The organism is Methylobacterium sp. Leaf113 (assembly GCF_001423325.1).
In the GTDB taxonomy this organism is placed as follows: domain Bacteria; phylum Pseudomonadota; class Alphaproteobacteria; order Rhizobiales; family Beijerinckiaceae; genus Methylobacterium.
Genome location: NZ_LMNJ01000008.1, coordinates 62,572 through 78,383, shown reverse-complemented (window position 1 = coordinate 78,383; position 15,812 = coordinate 62,572). Strand labels below are relative to the sequence as shown.

13 protein-coding genes are annotated in these 15,812 nt (G+C 68.1%); 9 read left to right on the top strand and 4 right to left on the bottom strand.

The features are described 5' to 3' along the window. Positions 1 to 71 precede the first annotated feature (71 nt). The 3 genes from ASF60_RS07580 (at position 72) to ASF60_RS07570 (ending at position 4,397) form a co-directional block, all read left to right on the top strand. Positions 72 to 1,226: a hypothetical protein gene (locus ASF60_RS07580; RefSeq protein WP_056182860.1), complete on the top strand. Its 1,155-nt coding sequence runs from the start codon at positions 72 to 74 to the stop codon at positions 1,224 to 1,226. Positions 1,227 to 1,285: 59 nt separating this feature from the next. After that, positions 1,286 to 3,697, top strand: coding sequence for a xanthine dehydrogenase family protein molybdopterin-binding subunit (locus ASF60_RS07575; protein WP_244478361.1), 2,412 nt, complete (start codon positions 1,286 to 1,288; stop codon positions 3,695 to 3,697). A 169-nt stretch (positions 3,698 to 3,866) separates the two neighbouring features. Beyond that, a complete protein-coding gene (locus tag ASF60_RS07570; RefSeq protein ID WP_056182859.1) occupies positions 3,867 to 4,397 on the top strand; it encodes a phosphate-starvation-inducible PsiE family protein in 531 nt (176 codons plus the stop codon). On the opposite strand, the gene ldtR is transcribed toward ASF60_RS07570, so the two are convergent. After that, positions 4,394 to 4,906 carry a transcriptional regulator LdtR gene (ldtR, locus tag ASF60_RS07565; protein ID WP_056182990.1) on the bottom strand — a complete coding sequence of 171 codons (513 nt, stop codon included), beginning with the start codon at positions 4,904 to 4,906 and terminating at the stop codon, positions 4,394 to 4,396. The genes ASF60_RS07570 and ldtR overlap by 4 nt on opposite strands. 165 nt (positions 4,907 to 5,071) lie before the next feature. Next, a complete protein-coding gene (locus ASF60_RS07560) occupies positions 5,072 to 5,539 on the bottom strand; it encodes a DUF6163 family protein (RefSeq protein ID WP_056182856.1) in 468 nt (155 codons plus the stop codon). A 349-nt stretch (positions 5,540 to 5,888) separates the two neighbouring features. On the opposite strand from ASF60_RS07560, the gene ASF60_RS07555 reads away from it, so the two are divergent. From ASF60_RS07555 to ASF60_RS07535, 5 genes are all read left to right on the top strand, one after another. After that, positions 5,889 to 6,227 (top strand): hypothetical protein, encoded by a 339-nt coding sequence (locus ASF60_RS07555; RefSeq protein ID WP_056182853.1) that lies wholly within the window; start codon positions 5,889 to 5,891, stop codon positions 6,225 to 6,227. A 187-nt stretch (positions 6,228 to 6,414) separates the two neighbouring features. Next, positions 6,415 to 7,473, top strand: coding sequence for a porphobilinogen synthase (gene hemB / locus ASF60_RS07550; RefSeq protein ID WP_056182851.1), 1,059 nt, complete (start codon positions 6,415 to 6,417; stop codon positions 7,471 to 7,473). A gap of 52 nt (positions 7,474 to 7,525) precedes the next feature. Next, positions 7,526 to 7,927: a hypothetical protein gene (locus ASF60_RS07545; RefSeq protein ID WP_244478360.1), complete on the top strand. Its 402-nt coding sequence runs from the start codon at positions 7,526 to 7,528 to the stop codon at positions 7,925 to 7,927. Between the two features lie 92 nt (positions 7,928 to 8,019). Beyond that, positions 8,020 to 8,508: an RDD family protein gene (locus tag ASF60_RS07540; protein WP_056182987.1), complete on the top strand. Its 489-nt coding sequence runs from the start codon at positions 8,020 to 8,022 to the stop codon at positions 8,506 to 8,508. Positions 8,509 to 8,662: 154 nt separating this feature from the next. Beyond that, positions 8,663 to 9,409, top strand: a complete 747-nt coding sequence (locus ASF60_RS07535) for an arginyltransferase (RefSeq protein ID WP_056182845.1) — start codon at positions 8,663 to 8,665, stop codon at positions 9,407 to 9,409. Between the two features lie 19 nt (positions 9,410 to 9,428). On the opposite strand, the gene ASF60_RS07530 is transcribed toward ASF60_RS07535, so the two are convergent. Further along, entirely contained in the window at positions 9,429 to 11,570 is a 2,142-nt protein-coding gene (locus ASF60_RS07530; protein WP_056182842.1) for a TonB-dependent receptor, read from the bottom strand. A gap of 288 nt (positions 11,571 to 11,858) precedes the next feature. Continuing rightward, entirely contained in the window at positions 11,859 to 14,030 is a 2,172-nt protein-coding gene (locus ASF60_RS07525; RefSeq protein ID WP_056182839.1) for a TonB-dependent receptor, read from the bottom strand. Between the two features lie 433 nt (positions 14,031 to 14,463). On the opposite strand from ASF60_RS07525, the gene purB reads away from it, so the two are divergent. After that, on the top strand, positions 14,464 to 15,771 hold the full coding sequence (gene purB, locus ASF60_RS07520; RefSeq protein WP_056182835.1) for an adenylosuccinate lyase: 1,308 nt from the start codon (positions 14,464 to 14,466) through the stop codon (positions 15,769 to 15,771). Positions 15,772 to 15,812 lie beyond the last annotated feature (41 nt).

Genomic DNA, 15,812 nt, shown 5'->3' with positions numbered 1-15,812 from the left:
CGAGGGCTGCCGCATAAGGGCGGCCAGGACAGCCGAAGCGCCGGCTTCGCGATTCGCCCGAGGACAGGTTCTTGAACATCACCCAGATCACCCACCACGACCTCGACGGCTACGGTGCCTCGACCGTCGCGGGCCAGTTCGTCGACGTCGCCCGCATCGTCCACGTGCCGCGCTATTCCGATGTCGGCCCCGTGGTCGAGACCGAGCTGAAGCGCCTCGGCAAGGTGGCGGTGCCGGAGATGATCCTGATGACCGACCTCGGCCTCGAGGCGGTGGCCGTCACCTTCATCCGCAACTTCGCCGCCCTCAACCGTCGCCGCGAGCCGGCGGCTCGCCACAAGCTGATCGTGCTCGATCACCACGCCTCGTCGGTCGACCAGATGCGGGCGCAGGATCTCGCGCCGCAGGCCGATGCCGAGGTGCCGGGCCTGCTGCGCTTCGATCTCGAAGACCCCGACGTCGTCGTGCTGATCGACGAGACCCGCTGCGCCACCCGCATGACCTACGAGCACCGGGCGCTCTACGCGGCCCGCGAGACCGGCGAGGACCCGATCCTCGGCGCGCTGGTGACGGCGGTCGATGCCGTCGATCTCTGGCGCAAGGACCGTCCCGAGTTCCGCATCGGCCTCAGCCTCGACGAGGTGTTCTGGGACAACGTCTCGAACCTGGTGCCGATCGGCCATCCCTGGCACGACCGCTTCGTCGGCGACCTCCTCCTCGGGGTGGCGCGCCTCCTCGGCGACGGCGCCACCCCGGCCGTCATCGAGGGGCAGGTGCCCGCCCTGCGCAAGGCCATCCTCGACGCCTATCTGGCCGATGCGCCCGACGACGACCGCAGCCTCACCACCCGCATGCGAATCGCCCGGGTGCTGGCCCGTTCGGACCTGTTCCACCCCCTGTCGGACGGCACGCTGATGTCCTTCGGGCTCGATTCCGGCACCTTCCAGCGCGTCTCCGACCTCATCATGGAGAGCGGCCGGGCCAAGCGCGTCCTCAACGTGCAGCGGGCGGGCACCATGTCGTTCCGCTCGAACAACGAGACCGCCCTCGACGGCGCCCGGCGCTTCCGCGGCGGCGGCCACAAGGATGCGGCCGGCGGCAAGCTGACCAGCGGCTCGGCCTTCTCCCTGGCGGACGCCATCGCGCAGGTCGAACCGGTGCTCAATCCGCCGGCTGCCGATCCCGCGCTCAGCCCCTTCGGGGCCTTGAAGAACTGGAAGGGCTGAGCCGGCGGGACACGCGCCTCGGGCGATTTCTGTCCGGGCGACATCGGTCCGAGCGATCGATGTCTGAGCGACTCGGGGTCGCGCCCTGGACCGCGGCGGTGCCCCCGCCGGTTCTCCTCGCGGCAGGCGAGGAAAACCCGATGGGAAGCGAGAGCCCGATGGGAAGCGAGAACCCGATGGGAAGCGAGAACCCGATGGGGAGGCCGACCGACGCGCGCGACCGTCCCTCCTTGCTCGGCCGGCCCCATCCGCGCGTCGAGGGCGCCGCCAAGGTCACCGGGGTCGCGCTCTACGCCTCCGACACACGGCTGCCGCGCCTCGCCCACGCGGCCCTGGTCACCAGCACCATCCCGCGCGGGCGGATCACCGGCTTCGATCTGGCCGCCGCCGAGGCGGTCCCGGGCTGCCTGCGCATCTTCACCCATCGGGATTTCGCCGGCGCGATCCGCCCGGTGAAGCACCTGATGGCGGGCGGCCATGCCAATAGCGGGCATCGGCCGCTGGACTCGGATGCGGTCGCGTATGCGGGCCAGATCGTCGCCCTGGTGGTGGCGGACACCGTCGAGGCCGCCCGCGAGGCGGCCGCCCGCGCGCTCGTGCATTATCGACGCGACGATTTCGCCGACGGGTTCGATGCACCGGGCTCCGAGACGGTGCGGCTCGCGGATCTCAAGCCCAAGCACCACGACCCGCGCTGCGGCGACGCCGACGCGGCCCTGGCGGCAGCCGAGGTCACGGTCGCCGCGCGCTACGAGACGCCGATCCAGCACCACAACCCGATCGAGCTGTTCACCACCACCTGCGCCTGGGACGGCCCGCGCCTCACCGTCTACGAACCCTCGCGCTACATCGGCGCGGTCCGGCACGGGCTCGCCGCCCAGCTCGGCCTCGACCCCGCCGACATCCGCGTGGTGGCGGGACTGATCGGCGGGCATTTCGGCGCGAAGTTCGCCCTGGCCCAATACACCGCGCCGGTCGCTCTCGCGGCCCGCGCCCTGGGCCGGCCGGTCTCCCTGGTGCCCAGCCGGCGCGATTGCTTCACCATCGCCAATTACCGGCCCGAGACCCGGCACGACATCCGCCTCGGCGCCACCCGTGACGGGCGCTTCACCGCCCTGGTGCACGAGGCCGAGGTGATCGCCTCGCGCTTCGACCCCTTCGCCATGGAGGGCACCGACGTCACCGCGAGCCTCTATGCCTGCCCCAATGTCCGCACCGACGAGCGCGCCGCCCGGGTCGACCGCAACACGCCGGGGCCGATGCGGGCGCCCCCGGAGGTGCCCTACCTGTTCGCCCTGGAGAGCGCCGTCGACGAGATGGCGCATGCGCTCAAGCTCGATCCCATCGCGCTGCGCCGGCGCAACGACACGCTGACCGATCCGATCTCCGGCAAGCCGTTCTCCTCACGCCCCCTGATGGCCTGCTTCGAAGCCGGCGCCGAAGCCTTCGGCTGGGCCGAGCGCGACCCGGAACCCGGACGGATGCGGGACGGCCCCTGGCGCATCGGCCTCGGCTGCGCCGCCTCGGTGCGCCCGGTGAAGATCGCCCCCGCGACGATGCGGATCGGCCTCGGACCCGACGGACGCGCCACCGTGGCCAGCGCCCACCATGAGATCGGCAATGGCATCACCACTCTCCTGGCGCTCGGCGCCGCCGAATGGCTCGGCCTCCTGCCCGAGGCCGTGACGGTCCGCCTCGGCGACACCGACCTGCCGGCCGCCGGCCTGTCGGGCGGCTCGTCCACCACCACGAGCCTGCTCCACACCCTGGCGCAGGGCTGCGAATCGCTGCGGGTCCGCCTCGCCGAAGCCGCCGTGGCCGGGCCGCTGGCCGGAGCCGATCCCGCCAGCCTTCGCCTCGAGTCCGGCCGCCTCGCGGCGCCGGACGGGCGCGCCTGCCCGCTGGATATGCTCGTCGCCGGCCTCGACCCGGGCGGGATCGAGACCGTTGCGGCCTTCACCCCCGAGGGCTCCGGTCCCGAAGCCCTGGAGGCGATCGAATCGGGCCGGATGGCGCTGGGCACCGGTGCGGGCAGCCAAGCCGTATCCTGGGCCTTCGGGGCACAATTCGCGCGGGTGCAGGTTCATGCCGAGACGGGCGAGATCCGGGTGGCGCGCCTCCTCGGCGCCTTCGCGGCCGGGCGCGTGCTCAACCCCCTCACCGCCCGGAGCCAGCTCACCGGCGGCATGATCTGGGGGCTCGGCTCGGCGCTGCTGGAGGAGACCATCCTCGACCGGGGCCATTACCGCAACGCCGACCTCGCCGAGTACCTCATCGCCACCGCCGCCGATGCGCCCGAGATCGAGGCGCTGTTCGTGCCCGACCCCGACGACACCGTGAACCCCCTCGGACTCAAGGGGCTCGGCGAACTCGGCATCATCGGCGTCAACGCGGCCATCGCCAACGCGGTGTTCCATGCCACCGGCCGGCGCATCCGCGCCCTGCCGATCCGGGTGGAGGACATGCTGTGACCGGGACGCGCGACGTGGGCGCCGGCCGGCCCCCGGCCTGCCCCACGCCTTCGTGACCGGAGCGACCGGATTCATGGCCCGTGGCGGGCCGATTCTCACCGGGGAGCACCCTGGACGCCCGGACGCCGATCCTGTCTGATCGGTACAATCATGCGGGGGAGAGCGCGCCATGTCCGACGAGCGGGACGATCAGGGCCGGCTGACGCGCGCGGCGAGCTTCATCTTCCTCCACACCGAGCACGCGATCTACGCGGCGCTCGGCGCCCTCCTCGCCCTCACCGCCCTCGTCGCCCTGATCGATGCCGCCCAGCTGACCTGGAGCGCGCTGCGCAGCCTCGGCGGTGCCGACCAGATCCTGGAGGTGGTGGACCGTCTGCTGTTCCTGCTGATGCTGATCGAGATCCTGCACACGGTGCGGGTGTCGATGCGCTCGGGCAAGCTGACCTGCGAGCCGTTCCTGATCGTCGGGCTGATCGCGTCGATCCGGCGGGTGCTGGTGATCACCCTGCAATCGTCGGAGATCACCCACGCCAAGGACTGGTCGCCCGAGAAGCAGGCCTTGTTCCAGGCCTCGATGATCGAGCTCGGCGTCCTCGCCGGACTGATCCTCACCATGGTGCTGGCGATCTTCATGCTCCACCGCGCCCGCGACGACGGCAAGCCCGCCGGCGAGGAGACCCACGAACAGGCCGGCGCCTAGAGGCGGTAGCGGATCTGGTCGGTCCAGAAGCGCTCCAGGCGGGTGAGCGCGGTGTTGAGGCGGCCGAAATCGTCGTCCGAGATGCCGCCGATCGGCTGGATGGTGCGGGCGTGCTTGTCGTACAGGGTCTGGATGATGTCGTGGACCTGGCGGCCCTTGTCGGTGAGGCTGATGCGGACCGAGCGGCGGTCGGTCTTCGAGCGGGCATGGTGCAGGTAGCCGGCCTCGACGAGCTTCTTGACGTTGTAGGAGACGTTCGAGCCGAGATAGTAGCCCTTGGTGCGCAACTCGCTCGCGGTCAGCTCCTTGTCGCCGATGTTGTAGAGGAGCAGGGCCTGGACGCTGTTGACGTCCTCGCGCTCGCGGCGCTCGAACTCGTCCTTGATCACGTCGAGGAGGCGGCGATGCAGGCGCTCCACGAGGTGCAGGGCCTCCAGATACGAGCCGTGTGCCGGGGCGGTCTCGGGAGCGGTGTTGGTCTTGCTAACCTTCGCAGCCTGGGACTTCATCATGGGCCTCATCAGGTATCGATGCTTCAGGGCCGGTGTTCTTTGCCACCGCTCATGAAGCCAACCTAGAGCGCCGCAGGTGAAAGACGGTTTAAGCGATAGGATGAATTTGCGATTTACCTCTCTGGGTAAATACAAGATGAAACCAATCCCGTAACCGGTCGTTTACCGGATTTCTCGCGCCGCCAGGAAGGAAAAGATAAAATACACCGCAATAATTCCCGCTTGTATTGCCAAGTATGGTGTCGCGACCGGCAGCAGTTGCGGTGTCAGGACTGCGAGCGTCAACCCACTGGTGGCGGCCAGCAGCCAGACCACGCCGCCCCAGGCGCTGGTGAGCCAGAGGCCGACCGCCGCCATCGGGTCGAGCACCGCGAAATAGACGATCACGCTCTGGCGCCCGATCGACTCCGATTCGAAGGGCCTGAAACCCGGAATGACGTCGAGGATGCTGGCCCAGGTGACCACGGCCTTCGTCAGCCAGCACAGGGCGACGGCGCGCATGAACCAGATCAGCACCACGTCCCAGCCGGTGCGGGGAAATTGCGAGGACCGCTCGATCCGGTCGCCGCCGCCCTCGACGTTGCGGCCGCGGATTTCGCGGGGGCCGGGAATCTTGGTCAAGCCGCGCACGCGAAGCCTCGTCTCATCGGTCGTCTCATCGCTCGAACGCTCCGTTGCGGGTTGGCTCAGGGCCGTTTCGCCTCGCCCGGGTCGGTCCGGGCCGGGCCGCCTGCCCCGGACTGTCCGGTGCCTCGGCCGCCATCGTCCCCCTCACGGGAGGGCCTGTTTAGACGAGGTTTTGGCGCGCGACGTCAATTGCTGCTCCTGGGCGCGGGCGACGTGACGAAGGCGGCAGGACATGCGAACCGCCGACCCCTGCGGCGGGACGGTGGATGGGACCGGTTCCGGTCGGAAATCTCTCACCCATGAGCGATATGCTGACGCCTGACGTTGCCGGTCCTCTCGCGCGAGTCTTGCGATGAAATACAGTTCGCTCACGCTCTGCACCCTGATCGCAAACGATTCCATCCGTCTCCTGGTCTTCTGCCTCGTCGTCGCTTGCGGGATGATGGTGACCCATGGTCCCGAGGCGAACGAGTTTGTTTTGCGCTGGGATGTCGCGAAATTCGTCGCGGGGGGGATCGGCGGGATGCTTGCGTCCTTCGTGCTCGGGATTTTTCGGGTTCGCGGGATTTTTCGGGTTCGGCAGTGGTCCCGATCCCGCGTCGCGTTGTTGCAGCGAATGGCCGAGACTCCCCCCGAAACCTGGCGCAAGCAATATCGCGACTGGAGCCGCAAGCTGGACCTGCAGGATTAGGGCCGGGCGCTGCGCCCCTTTGGCAGGCTCGGCGGGGTTCGGGCCACGCTTGTGCACGATGCGGTCCTCCATGGGCTTGCCCCCGCATCCCTGCGTCGGCAATGCGGGTTTCGAAGGCTTTTGGGGATGTGATAGGCCCGTGGCCCTCCGCCCGGGCCGTGGCCCGGCCCCATCGAGTTCGAGCACGATGACCCACGCACCAGCGACCCCGCGTCCCCTGGCGGTCGAGACGGCACAGGAATCCGCCCGCGCGCCGGGCCTCGGCATCACCCAGCGCCCGCGCCGCAACCGCAAGGCCGAGTGGTCGCGCCGCCTCGTGCGCGAGCATACGCTGACGGTGGACGATCTGATCTGGCCGCTCTTCGTCATCGAGGGGACCGGCCGGCGCGAGCCCATCGCCTCGATGCCGGGGGTCGAGCGCCTCAGCGTCGACGAGGTGGTGCGCGACGCCGAGCGGGCGGCCCGCCTCGGCATTCCCGCGATCTCGTTCTTTCCCTACACCGAGCCTGGCCTGCGCGATCCCACCGGCTCGGAATCGCTCAATCGCGACAACCTCGTCTGCCGGGCGGTGCGGGCGGTGAAGGCGGCGGTGCCGGAACTCGGCCTGATGACCGACGTCGCCCTCGATCCCTATACCAGCCACGGCCATGACGGCCTCCTCGAGGATGGCGCCATCCTCAACGACGAGACCGTCGCCCTGCTGGTGGAGCAGAGCCTGATCCAGGCGGAGGCCGGCACCGACATCATCGCGCCCTCCGACATGATGGATGGGCGCGTCGGCGCCATCCGGGCCGGGCTCGACCGGGCCGGATTTCGCGATGTCCAGATCATGGCCTACGCGGCCAAGTACGCCAGCGCCTTCTACGGTCCGTTCCGGGATGCGATCGGCACCCAGGCGGCGCTGGTCGGCGACAAGCGCACCTATCAGATGGACCCGGGCAATTCCGACGAGGCCATCCGGGAGGTCGCCCTCGACCTCGCCGAAGGCGCCGATTCGGTGATGGTGAAGCCCGGCCTGCCCTATCTCGATATCATCCGTCGGGTGAAGGACGAATTCGCCGTGCCGACCTTCGCCTACCAGGTGTCGGGTGAGTACGCGATGATCGAGGCCGCCGCCCGCAACGGCTGGCTCGACGGCGACCGCGCCATGGTCGAGAGCCTGCTGGCCTTCAAGCGTGCCGGCGCCGACGGCGTCCTCACCTACTACGCGCTGCGGGTCGCCGAGCGGCTGCGCGCCGGCGCGTGAGGCCGGGCGCGTGAGGACATGCACGTGAGGACATGCACGTGAGGACATGCACGTGAGGCCATGCGTTCTCGCGCTGGGGCTTGCGCTGCTCGTGAGCCTCGGTGCCTGCGAGAGTTCGGTCGATCGCCAGCGCGCTCAGATCTGCCGGCGCGTCGTGCCCGCTTTGGCGCCCCCCGAGACCGAGGTGAAACTGCTCCGCATCGGCACGGGCGCGACTCTGGACGACGTGCGGGTCGACTACGCGGTGGCGGGCCGGCCCGGTCAGGCGGCGCGCCAGCGCTGGGTCACCTGCAGCTTCGGGTCCGGAGCCGAACTGCTCGGCCTCGCCACGGAGACCGGCCCGGTCAACGGTGCCCGCCTCTTTCTCCTGCGCCACTACTACCTCGACACCCCGGAGGCGGCCGTCGCCGATCCGGGGGTGTGGACCTCGCCGGCCGGCCGCGCGGCGCCCTGAAAACGCCGATCTTGAGAGTTGCGCAGGCCACGCCCATCTCTCGCCTGAGATGTCCGCCGCCTCCGCTCGGGGGCGACACCCAGGAGCGCCCCATGCGCGAGACGCAAAGCCCCTACGCCGATCGCGTTCAGACCGGCTACGCCCCCCAATTCCCGATCCCCTATGTCCGGGGCAGCCTCGGCGCGCGCTTCGTCGCCTACCTCCTCGACATCCTGTTCATCTTCGGCTTCACCGCCCTCCTGACCCTGGCGATCACGGTGATCGGCGTGCTCACCTTCGGCCTCGGCTGGACCCTGTTCGCCGTCCTGCCGGCGAGCGGCATCCTCTACAGCGCGATCACGGTGGGGGGCGCGGCCCAGAGCACCTGGGGCATGCGCATGATGGGACTGCGCGTCGTGGCTCCCGAGAGCGGCACCCGGGTGGACTACCTCACGGCGGCGATCCACGCCCTGCTGTTCTACGTGGCGGTGGCCTCGGCCTTCCTGCTGTGGATGCTGGATGTTGGTATCGGCCTCGTGCGGGCCGACCGGCGCCTCGGGCACGACCTGCTTCTCGGGCTCGCCGTGGTGCGGGCCGGCTGAGCCCCTCCGGGACAGCGTCGGATCGCGAGATCCGACGGGTTTCATACGAAATCGTCGCGGACGCCTCAGGGGGGTGTTGAGCCCGCCCGCGTTGCGGATACACTCAAGTCTTGGGGGCCGCGGCGCCCCCTCGCGCGGCGAGCGACAGACAAGCGTGACGAGCCATTCCCGGGACACCCCGCAATTCTACCTGACGGCGCCCTCGCCGTGCCCGTACCTGCCGGGTCAGGAGGAGCGCAAGGTCTTCACCCATCTCGTCGGCCGCCGGGCCCGGGACCTCAACGAGATCCTGACGCAGGGGGGCTTCCGCCGCTCGCAGACCATCGCCTACCGGCCGGCCTGCGAATCCTGTCGCGCGTGCATCTCGGTGCGGGTGGTGGTGGCCGATTTCCAGCCCTCGGGCAGCCAGCGCCGCATCCTCCAGCGCAACGCCGACCTCGTCGGCACGCCGGAGCCCAATCGGCCGGCCTCCGAGCAGTACGCGCTGTTCCGGCGCTATCTCGATGCCCGCCACGGCGACGGCGGCATGGTCGACATGACCGTGCTCGACTACGCCATGATGATCGAGGACAGCCACGTCGACACCCATCTGGTGACGTATCGCCGGCGCGGACCCGACACCGCGATCAACGGGCGCGGTACCGGCCCGACCGTGGCCCTGTGCCTGACCGACGTTCTCGCCGACGGCCTGTCGATGGTCTACTCGTTCTACGATCCGGCCGAGGCGAACCGCTCGCTCGGCACCTACATGATCCTCGATCACATCCGCCGCGCGGCCGATCTCGGCCTGCCCTATCTCTACCTCGGCTACTGGGTCGAGGGCTCCCGCAAGATGGATTACAAGGCCCGCTTCACCCCGCAGGAGCGGCTGATGGGGCCGGGCTGGCAGCGGGTGGAGTAGTCCACCCGCCGCGTGACCGTCAGAACCGCGCGACGATCTGCGCCCGGATGGTGCGCGGCGCGCCCGGCGTGAGGTTCTGGTTGTTGTCGGCCGTGTAGATGTAGCGCCGGTCGAACAGGTTCTCGATGTTCACCTGCGCGCGGACCGATTCGGTGATGTTGTAGAACAGTCCGAGATCGAAGCGGGTGTAGCTCGGCAGCCGCACGGAATCGTCGGAGGTGGCGAAGGTGTGGGTCTGGTGGATCACCCCGATGCCGATGCCGAGTTCGCGGGTGATGTCGAACTTGTTCCACAGCGAGATGCTGTTGAACGGCACCAGCCCGACGGTGTTGCCCTTCACGATGGTCGTCGAGACGTTGCTGTCGATGCGGGCATCGGTGAAGGCATAGCCGCCGGCGATCTGCCACCAGTCGGTGACGTAGCCGTTGGCGCCGATCTCGGCTCCCTGGGTGTTGGTCCTGCCCGAGAGGATGAAGAAGCCCGCGTTGTTCGGGTCGTTGAGGCGCTGGTTGGTGCGGTCGAGGTTGTAGAGCGCGCCGGTGACTTGGAAGGTCGGGGTGACGTCATATTTCACGCCCACCTCGAGGTTCTGGAAGCCCTCCGGCCTGGCGATGACGAGACCCGGCGTGAACGCGCCGATCTGGTCGCCCGAGGACGGCAGGTAGGACACGCTGTAGCTGCCGTAGAAGGCGAGGTTCGCCAGCGGCTTGATCACCAGGCCGGCGCGCGGCGAGACGAGGTTGTCGACCCGCTCGTTGGTCAGGCCGGTGGCGCGGCCCTGCGAGGAGAAATCGAAGTAGTCGTAGCGCAGGCCGCCGACGATCTGGACGTACTCGTTGAGGTCGATCTGGTCCTGGGCATAGGCCGCGGCCAGACCGAGATCGTAGCGGACGTTGGCGTCCGTGGTGCCGTTGTTGCGGAACGTCACCGGTGCCCGGGAGATCGGCGCCATCGGGTTCACCACCACGCTGGTGACGAGGCTGTTGCCCACCCGGGAGAAGCCGGTCTCGCGGAACATGAGACCTTCCTGGTAGCCGAGTTCGAAGCCGGCCAGCAGCGTATGCTTCACGTCGCCGGTGAGGAACTTGTAGGTGAAGTCGTTCTGACTGAAGAAGTTGGTCCGGTTGGTCTGGCTGCGATAGATCGAGATCGGCACCTGCGTGCCGGCGGCGTTGACCGGGGCGGCCGGCAGGGAATTCGCGTAGAAGCGGTCGTAATCGGCGAAGCGCAGCTGGTTGTGCATCTGCACGCCGGACTCGAAGGTGTGGTCGAGGGTCGCCGTCGCGATGTTGGCATCGACCCCGGTCCGGTTCACGGTCGGGTTGCCGAAGAACGTGCGGGTGTTGTTCCGGTAATTGTACGGCCGGCCGTTCTGCGAGGGGATGCCGCGATCCGGGAAGCGGTCGTCGTGGAAGAACTCGTACGAGAGCTTCAGGGTGGTGGCCGGGCCGAGCAGGAAGGTCATCGTCGGATTGATGCCGTAGCGCTGCAGGTCGCCGAACTGCCGGTAGGTCTGGCTATCCTCGAACATGCCGTTGAGGCGGAAGAAGACGCTGTCGCTGATGCGGTCGCCGACATCGAGCGCCACCCGCTTCTGGTTGAACTGGCCGCCGCCGGCCACGATCTCGCGCACCCGCAGGCCATCGGCCTCCTTCAGGACGCGGTTGATCACCCCGCCGCCGCCGCCGCGCCCGAAGATCAGCGAATCCGGTCCTTTCAGCACCTCGATGCGCTCGATGTTGTAGAGATCGCGGAAGTACTGGACGTCGTCGCGCACGCCGTTGACGAAGAAGTCCGCGTTGGTCTTCTGTCCGCGGATGATCACCTCGTCGCGGTTGTTCTCGCCCTGGGCCGGGATCACGCCCGGCACGTAGCGCAGCTGCTCGGTGAGGTTCTGGACGTTCTGGTCCCGGATCTGCTGGCGGCTCACGACGGTGATCGATTGCGGCGTGTCGAGGAGCGGTGTGTCGGTCTTCGTCGCACTCCGGGTGGCACGGGTGACGTAGCCGACGGTGTTGCCGCGCACGCCCTCGATGCTGAGCTGGTCCAGGGTCACGGCCGTGCCCTCGGGCAGGAGCGCCGGCTGCGCCCGGGCCACCGTCGCCAGCGCCGTCCCGCACAGGAAGGTTGCGAGGAACCGCGATGCTGCTCCAATGTTCATGATCGTACTGCCCGCTCGAGAGACCGTGTCTTGTTGATTTTGCGCCCCCGAAATCAGTCGATGGGCGCGGCGCACCCTTTGAAGGGGGTCTAAGACAGGATCAAGCGAGCCCGGTGGCCTTTCCGGGTCTTTGTTTTACAGAGCTTCTAAGAAGCACTCGAAACAGTCTGCCAAGGCCTTTGCAACATTTGGCAAAGTTCCTTCGGATTTTAGTCCTGGAAATATTCCAGAGTGGGACGATCTGGCAAGACTTGTTGCATGAATGCAACGCTGCGCTGGTCGGCCGTTTCAGAAGCGGGCCACGACCTGCGCGCGGATCAGGCGCGGCGCGCCCGGGCTGATGTTGTTGTTGCCGTCGGCGGTGGCGATGTAGCCGCGATCGAACAGGTTCTCGATGTTGAGCTGCGCCCGCACGCCGTCGGTGACCTGGTAGAACAGCCCGAGGTCGAATCGGGTGTAGCCCGGCAGGCGCACGGTGTCGTCGGAGGCTGCGAAGCTGTGCGTCTGGTGGACGAAGCCGATGCCGATGCCGAAGTCCCGCGTCACGTCGAACTTGTTCCACAGGGTGAAGGCGTTGAAGGGAACCAGGCCCACTTGGTTGCCGGCCCTGACGGAGGTCCCGCCGATGTTGAAGCCCTTGACGATGCGGGCATCGGTGAAGGCGTAGCCGCCGGCGATCTGCCACCACTCGGTGACGAAGCCGTTGGCGCCGATCTCCGCCCCCTGCGTGCTGGTCTGGCCGCTGGTGATGAAGAAGCCGGCATTGTTCGGGTCGGCGAGGCGCTGGTTGATGCGATCGAGATTGTAGAGCGCGCCGGTGAGCTGGAGCGTCGGCGCGACGTCGACCTTCACGCCCACCTCGGTGTTCTCGAAGCGCTCCGGCTTGGCGATCGCCAGACCGGGAGTCAGGGCGTTGAACTGGTCGCCCGAGGACGGCAGGTAGGAGATGCTGTAGCTGGCATAGAAGGCGAGCGTATCGACGGGCTTCAGGACGAGCCCGAGCCGGGGCGACAGCAGGTCGTCGACGCGGGCATTGGTGACGGTGGAGCGCCGGTCCGTGGCTGCGAAGTCGAAATGATCGTAGCGCAGCCCGCCGATGAGCTGCAGGTGCGGCCCGATCTCGATCTGGTCCTGGGCATAGATTGCCGCGAGGCCGAGGTCGTAGCGGGTGTCGGCCCCGCTCGCGATGTTGCGGAATGTGACGGGTACGCGGCTCACCGGCGAGAGCGGATTCACCACGAGGGCCTGGGTGCCGGTGGTGGCGAAGAAGCCGTCCTGGCGGAAGGTCAGTCCCTCCTGGTAGCCGAGTTCGAAACCCCCGAGCAGCGTGTGCTTCAGGAGCCCGGTCTCGAAGCGGTAGGTGAAGTCGGTCTGGCTGAAAGAGTTCGTCCGGGGTGAGTCGGTGTTGTAGGCTGCCAGGGTCAGGGCCGTACCGGCGGCATTGACGGCGCCGGCACGGCCGATGTTCGGATAGACGTTCTGATAGAACTTCGCATAATCGGCGAAGCGCAGCTTGCTCTGCATCGTGACGCCGGACTCGAAGGCGTGATCGAGGGTCGCGGTGGCGATGTGGGCATCGACCCGGGCATAGCTGAGGTCGGGATTGCCGAAGAACGTCGCGATGTTCTGGCGGTAGCGATAGGGCCGGCCGAACTGGGAGGGGATGCCCCGATCCGCCGTCCGGTCGTCGTGGAAGTACTCGTAGGACAGCTTCAGGGTCGTGGCCGGACCGAGCAGGACGGTCAGGGTCGGGTTGATGCCATAGCGGCGCAGGTCGACGAAGTCGCGATAGGTGCCGCTGTCCTCGAACATCGCGTTGAGGCGGAAGAACACGCTGTCGCTCTCGCCGACGCGGTCGCCCAGATCGACGGCGACCCGCTTGGTGCCGTAGGCGCCCCCCAGGGCCACGACCTCGCGGAGCGGCACCCCGTCCGCCTCCTTGAGCACCCGGTTGATCACGCCGCCGCCGCCGCCGCGCCCGAAGATCATGGCGTTGGGACCCTTCAGCACCTCGATGCGCTGAACGTTGTAGAGATCGCGGAAATACTGGGCGTCGTCGCGGATGCCGTTGACGAAGAAATCGGCATTCGAGCGTTGCCCCCGGATCACCACGTCGTCGCGGTTGCCCTCGCCCTGGTGCGCCACCACCCCCGGGACGTAGCGGATCGCATCCGCGATGCTCTGGATGCCCTGGTCGCGGATCTGCTGCTGGGTGACGACCGTGACCGATTGCGGGGTATCGAGCAGGGGCGTGTCGGTCTTCGTCGCGGTCCGCATCCGGGTGGTCAGGTAACTGACGGTGGTGCCGGGGCTCCCCTCGACGTGGATCTGGTCGAGAGCGACGGCGTGTTCCTGTGCCAGCGCCGCCGTGCCGAGGGCGGTGTTGTCCAAGGCCACGGCGCCGAGAAGCACCGCGCGCCAGACGGCGATGCGGCGGAAGCCATCGGATGTGCGCGGCATGGGCGGTCTCGTCGGTGCAGGAGCGATACGAATCAAGACAAGCAACGTCCGCCGCGGGACGGGCTTGTATTGGATCTGTACGATTCGGTATTGCAATGAACCGACGCTCACCAGTCGTCTGAGACTGGTATAGTCTGGAGTTGGTCCAGAGTGGTGTCGGGATCTTCCGCGTAAGCGCGTGCAACAAAAGACAAATACCTCTAGGATCAGGTTCCTGAAGTGAGTCCAGCTCCGTCCCGAAAGCCGCCGCCTGATGCCAAAATGCTGCACTGCGGTAGGTCGCAGGCGCCGCGCTTCGTGCGGGACGGCGTCGGCGCCGGCCGGGGGCGTGCGTTGAGCGCGGTCGCCGCCCATGCTAGGCGCGCCTGATCCCGTTGCCCTTCCCTACGGCCCGTCACACGGCCGGTTCCGACGCGTTGACCGAGGCGCCCGCATGATCCCCCGCTACAGCCGCCCCGAGATGACCGCGATCTGGTCGCCCGAATCGCGTTTCCGGATCTGGTTCGAGATCGAGGCCCACGCCACCACGGCGCTGGCCGAACTCGGCGTGGTTCCGAAGGAGGCCGCCGACACCATCTGGGAGAAGGGCCGCGACGCGGTCTTCGACGTGGCCCGCATCGACGCCATCGAGGCGGTGACCAAGCACGACGTCATCGCGTTCCTGACGCATCTGGCCGAGATCGTCGGACCCGAGGCGCGCTTTGTCCACCAGGGCATGACCTCGTCGGACGTGCTCGACACCTGCCTCAACGTGCAGCTCGTGCGCGCTGCCGACCTGCTGATCAAGGACGTCGATGCCCTGCTCGCCGCCCTGAAGCGCCGGGCTTTCGAGCACCGGATGACACCGACCATCGGCCGCTCGCACGGTATCCACGCCGAGCCGGTCACCTTCGGTCTCAAGCTGGCCCAGGCCTACGCCGAGTTCGAGCGCAACCGCGCCCGCCTCGTCGCCGCGCGGGAGGAAATCGCCACCTGCGCCATCTCGGGCGCCGTCGGCACCTTCGCCAACATCGACCCGCGCGTGGAGGAATACGTCGCCAAGGCCATGGGCCTGACGCCGGAGCCGGTCTCGACCCAGGTCATTCCGCGCGACCGCCACGCCATGTTCTTCGCCATCCTGGGCGTCGTCGCCTCCTCGGTGGAGCGTCTGTCGATCGAGGTCCGCCATCTCCAGCGCACCGAGGTTCTGGAAGCGGAGGAGTTCTTCTCGGAGGGGCAGAAGGGCTCCTCGGCGATGCCGCACAAGCGCAACCCGGTGCTCACCGAAAACCTCACGGGTCTGGCCCGCATGGTGCGCAGCTACGCCCTGCCCGCCATGGAGAACGTCGCCCTCTGGCACGAGCGCGACATCTCGCACTCCTCGGTGGAGCGCATGATCGGCCCGGACGCCACCGTGACCCTCGATTTCGCGCTGGCGCGCCTCACCGGCGTCATCGACAAGCTGCTGATCTACCCCGAGACGATGCAGCGCAACCTCGACAAGCTCGGCGGCCTCGTCCACTCGCAGCGGGTGCTGCTGGCCCTGACCCAGGCCGGGGTCTCGCGCGAGGATGCCTACCGCCTGGTGCAGCGCAACGCGATGCCGGTCTGGCGCGGCGAGGGCGACTTTCTCACGCTCCTCAAGGCCGATGCCGACGTCACCGCGGCGCTGACTTCGCAGCAGATCGAGGAATGCTTCGATCTCGGCTATCACTTCAAGCACGTGGACACGATCTTTTCGCGGGTGTTCGGGGCCGCCTGATCCCCGCCCGCGCACGGTTCGTGCGTCCCAACGAAGACCCG

Coding starts and splice junctions, on each gene's coding strand:
- ASF60_RS07575 (WP_244478361.1), top strand. CDS start 1,286: ATGTCTGAGCGACTCGGGGTCGCGCCCTGGACCGCGGCGGTGCCCCCG.
- ASF60_RS07570 (WP_056182859.1), top strand. CDS start 3,867: ATGTCCGACGAGCGGGACGATCAGGGCCGGCTGACGCGCGCGGCGAGC.
- ldtR (WP_056182990.1), bottom strand. CDS start 4,906: ATGAAGTCCCAGGCTGCGAAGGTTAGCAAGACCAACACCGCTCCCGAG.
- ASF60_RS07555 (WP_056182853.1), top strand. CDS start 5,889: ATGAAATACAGTTCGCTCACGCTCTGCACCCTGATCGCAAACGATTCC.
- hemB (WP_056182851.1), top strand. CDS start 6,415: ATGACCCACGCACCAGCGACCCCGCGTCCCCTGGCGGTCGAGACGGCA.
- ASF60_RS07540 (WP_056182987.1), top strand. CDS start 8,020: ATGCGCGAGACGCAAAGCCCCTACGCCGATCGCGTTCAGACCGGCTAC.
- ASF60_RS07530 (WP_056182842.1), bottom strand. CDS start 11,570: ATGAACATTGGAGCAGCATCGCGGTTCCTCGCAACCTTCCTGTGCGGG.
- ASF60_RS07525 (WP_056182839.1), bottom strand. CDS start 14,030: ATGCCGCGCACATCCGATGGCTTCCGCCGCATCGCCGTCTGGCGCGCG.
- purB (WP_056182835.1), top strand. CDS start 14,464: ATGATCCCCCGCTACAGCCGCCCCGAGATGACCGCGATCTGGTCGCCC.